Source organism: Actinotalea sp., assembly GCF_041597215.1.
Classification (GTDB): Bacteria; Actinomycetota; Actinomycetes; order Actinomycetales; family Cellulomonadaceae; genus Actinotalea.
Genome location: NZ_JBFHHB010000297.1, coordinates 1 through 3,402 on the forward strand (window position 1 = coordinate 1; position 3,402 = coordinate 3,402).

Below are 3,402 nucleotides of genomic sequence, written 5' to 3' on the forward strand. Positions count from 1 at the left end.
AAGCCGTGGCGGACCTGGCCTACCGCGAGCACCGACGCCACCCGTGGCTGGCCGAGGCGAGCGGGCTGCGGCCCGGGCTCGGACCGCACGCGTTCGCGCTCTACGAGTGGCAGCTCGAAGCGGTCCAGCCGCTAGGGATCGGCGACATCGAGCTCGACCAGGCCGTCAGCCTGCTCACCGGATTCGCCGTCAACGCCTCCTCCCTCGCGAGCCAGTCAGCCGACCCGCCGCAGGACGACCTCGACTGGTGGACGACCGTGGCGCCGGTCCTCGGCGAGCTGACCGACGGGGCACGTTTCCCGCTCGCGCATCGGGTGGGTACCGTCGCCGGTGAGGCCTACGGAGCAGCCCGCGACACCGGACGCGAGTACGAGTTCGGACTCAAGGCCATCGTCCACGGGCTCATCGAGCTCCGCCACGGCTGAGCCGCGCCCTCGCGCCGAAGGACGCGGCACATGGCGCCGTCAGCATCCGGCAGCCGCAGTCCGCGTTCGCCTGGCTCGCGTCCCCGGCCTCCTCCGCATCCTTGAGGTGGCGGTCCTGGGCGTTGATCACGTCGTCGGCGCGTCGCCCGGGACGAGGGAGGTCAGTCCGAGGGCACGGGCCGCGAGAAACGCCCTCATGGGACGATCCTCAGGCGCGCGGCGTCGCGCGACGCAGCACCAGGTACCCGGCAGCGGCGCCGAGTGCGGTGACCGGCAGGGTCCACGTCGCCGAGAGCACCGGCGAGTGGGTGCCGAGGTACTCGCCGAGGGCTCCCCAGGACGCCGTCGTCGTCATCGCCCAGAGCCCCGCGACGACCAGCACGGCGAGCGCGCCGATGGCCAGGTACAGGCCGGTCGCCTTCCAGCGCACCCAGACCGCGCCGAGGGTCACGCCGAGCATCGCGAGGAGCAGTCCGGCCACGACGTTGAGGTACCAGAGCTGCCAGGCGGGCAGGTCGGCGAGGAACCACGGTGCGAAGAACTGCCCGCCCATGCCCCAGCCGTCGGTGAGCTCCTCGACCCGGGCCATGACGGCGATGCCGGCCGCGTAGGTCGCGGCGAGGATCGCCAGGTAGGCGACGGTGCCGAGGTAGTAGTCGCGGCGGGTCATCCCGACCCCCAGGGCGAACCGGAAGGTCAGGCTCATGGCCTGCACGGCCATCGCCATGAGGAAGAACAGCACCCAGGTGACGCCGCCGTTGTAGGCGAAGGCGTCGGCGTCCAGGTTCTGCACGCCCCCGGCCGCCACGGTCACCAGGTACCAGATGGCGAGGTTCAGACCGAAGATCGCCGCGAAGATGAGCCACGGGGTGATCAGGGTCGGCCAGGGGTTCGCGGCGTGCAGCCGCACGGCGTTCCAGACGCGGCGGCCGAGCGGTGGGGCGGTGGGCGACGTCGGCAGAGCGGTGACGGTCATGACGCGACCTCCTGTCGGGCGGTGCCGCGCGTGCGGCCGATGACGAGCTGTTGCAGGGAGACGGGGCCGACGTCGAGCCCGGCCTGGGCGGCTGCTGCCTTCTCGGCTGCGCTCAGGCCGGCGACGGTGACCGAGGCGAAGCCGCCGAGCGACCCGGTGTCGAGCACCTCGCGCCCTCGGGCGAAGGCCGCGACCTCGGCCCGCCGACCCGAGACGGTGGTGGCCGAGCCGCGCAGGTCCTCGGCGGACGCGTCGATGATCAACCGTCCCTCGTCGATCACCAGGACGTGCTCGAGCAGGTCGGCGACCTCGTCGATGAGGTGGGTCGACATGATCACGGTGCGCGGGTGCTCGGCGTAGTCGGCGAGCAGCCGGTCGTAGAAGGCCTGCCGCGCGACGGCGTCGAGCCCCGCATAGGGCTCGTCGAAGATGGTGAGCTCGGCGCGAGAGGCGAGGCCGACGACGACGCCGATCGCCGAGGCCTGGCCCCGGGAGAGCTTCTTCATCTTGCGGTCGAGCGGCACCCGGAACTCGGCGACCAGGTCGCGCGCCAGTGCCTCGTCCCAGTGCGGGAACACCCAGCTCGCCACGCGCAGCACGTGCGAGCCCTTGAAGCCGTCCGGGTAGGTCTGGGACTCCTTGATGAAGCAGGTCCGGCTGAGCGCGGCCGCGTTCTCCATCGGGGGAGCGCCGAACAGCCGGATGCGCCCGGTGGTGGCGAACTCCTGGCCGGTGATGAGCTGCATGAGGGTGGTCTTGCCGGCGCCGTTGCGGCCCAGCAGCCCGGTGATGGCGTGCTCGCGGACGTGGAACGAGACCTCGTCCACGGCGGCGAGCGAGCCGAAGCTCTTCGTGAGGTCCTGGACCTCGACGACGGTGGTCATCGATCTGCCTCCATCTGGATCATCTGGGCGAGCTGCGCCGGGCTGATGGCGAGCTTCATTGCCTCGGCGACGAGGGGGCGCACGTACTGCGCGCTGAACGCCTCGCGCCGCTGGTCGAGGAGCCGGGAGTGCGCACCGGGGGCGACGAACATCCCGATGCCGCGCTGCTTGAAGAGGAGCCCGGCGTCCACGAGACGGGTGACGCCCTTGAGCGCGGTGGCCGGGTTGATGCGGTGGTACGCGGCGAGCTCGTTGATCGAGGGCACCTGCGCGCCCTCGGGCATGGTGCCGTCGATGATCTGGTTCTCGATCAGCTCGGCGACCTGCAGGAAGATCGGCCGCTCGTCGTCCACCGCACCTCCCGGTTGTTGGGTTAGTTACTGATGTAGATAACCAACCAGGCGGAGTGGGTTTGTGTCAAGGCCTCGCCCCGAATGGCCTCGCCCGCGGGGACGAGTTCGCCGTCTGGGCCCAAGTGCCCTCGCTCTTCCGGGGCTTCAGGGCCAGGATCGATGCAGGCCGTGCGCAACGGTGCGCACGGCCGACCGGGAGGCGGCGTGCACATGAGCGAGACGACCGAGACCATCTGCCACTGGGAGCAGGTCCAGCGCCACTGGAAGTGGGAGTGGGCCAGCTACCACGAGCACCCCGAGGTCTACTGGACCGCCGACGCCGAGAGCGGGATGACCGAGTTCCTCGACGACGCCACCCTCGCAGCCGAGGCCCCCGAGCTCCGGGTCGACCTGAGCTATGGCAGCAGGTGGGAGAAGGTCTCCGGAACCGGGACGAACCTTGTCATCGGGACGGCCGACCTCCCGGAGGGTGTCGAGCCGAGCGGAGTGGGCTGGCGGCTGGCGGTGCCGGCCGGCGACTGATCCGGTTCGTCCCGACGGAGGCTGTCCCGTCGGTTCCTCGGAGCCGCTGGGTAGGCTCTCGTCGGCACCGCGCCGGTCTGCCTCCCTACGGCCTCCGGTGCGTTCCGACGGGAGGGCTTCGGTGGACACGGCTCAGCTGAGCAGGGACGGCAGCGTCCATGTGACCGACGAGCGCGTCAACACGGTCTCGCACCTGTTCGCGACCTGCTTCGCCGTCGTCGGCGCAGCGCTGCTCATCGCCC

At 71.0% G+C, this 3,402-nt stretch carries 5 protein-coding genes; 2 read left to right on the forward strand and 3 right to left on the reverse strand.

The features are described 5' to 3' along the window. Window positions 1-425, forward strand: a 425-nt coding sequence (locus ABWK99_RS14915; RefSeq protein ID WP_372595483.1) for a TetR/AcrR family transcriptional regulator C-terminal domain-containing protein, incomplete at its 5' end; no start/stop codon positions are given. Between the two features lie 208 nt (window positions 426-633). Here the strand turns inward: ABWK99_RS14915 and ABWK99_RS14920 are convergent. Genes ABWK99_RS14920 through ABWK99_RS14930 form a run of 3 tightly spaced genes read right to left on the reverse strand, consistent with a single transcriptional unit; the run spans window position 634 to window position 2,638 of the window. Continuing rightward, window positions 634-1,401, reverse strand: coding sequence for a hypothetical protein (locus ABWK99_RS14920; protein ID WP_372595484.1), 768 nt, complete (start codon window positions 1,399-1,401; stop codon window positions 634-636). Continuing rightward, complete coding sequence (locus ABWK99_RS14925; protein ID WP_372595485.1) at window positions 1,398-2,285, reverse strand: ABC transporter ATP-binding protein; 888 nt, start codon at window positions 2,283-2,285, stop codon at window positions 1,398-1,400. The genes ABWK99_RS14920 and ABWK99_RS14925 overlap by 4 nt, the downstream gene beginning before the upstream one ends. After that, window positions 2,282-2,638, reverse strand: a complete 357-nt coding sequence (locus tag ABWK99_RS14930; RefSeq protein ID WP_372595486.1) for a GntR family transcriptional regulator — start codon at window positions 2,636-2,638, stop codon at window positions 2,282-2,284. The genes ABWK99_RS14925 and ABWK99_RS14930 overlap by 4 nt, the downstream gene beginning before the upstream one ends. A 210-nt stretch (window positions 2,639-2,848) precedes the next feature. On the opposite strand from ABWK99_RS14930, the gene ABWK99_RS14935 reads away from it, so the two are divergent. Beyond that, window positions 2,849-3,160: a hypothetical protein gene (locus ABWK99_RS14935; protein ID WP_372595487.1), complete on the forward strand. Its 312-nt coding sequence runs from the start codon at window positions 2,849-2,851 to the stop codon at window positions 3,158-3,160. The last annotated feature ends 242 nt before the right edge of the window (window positions 3,161-3,402 follow it).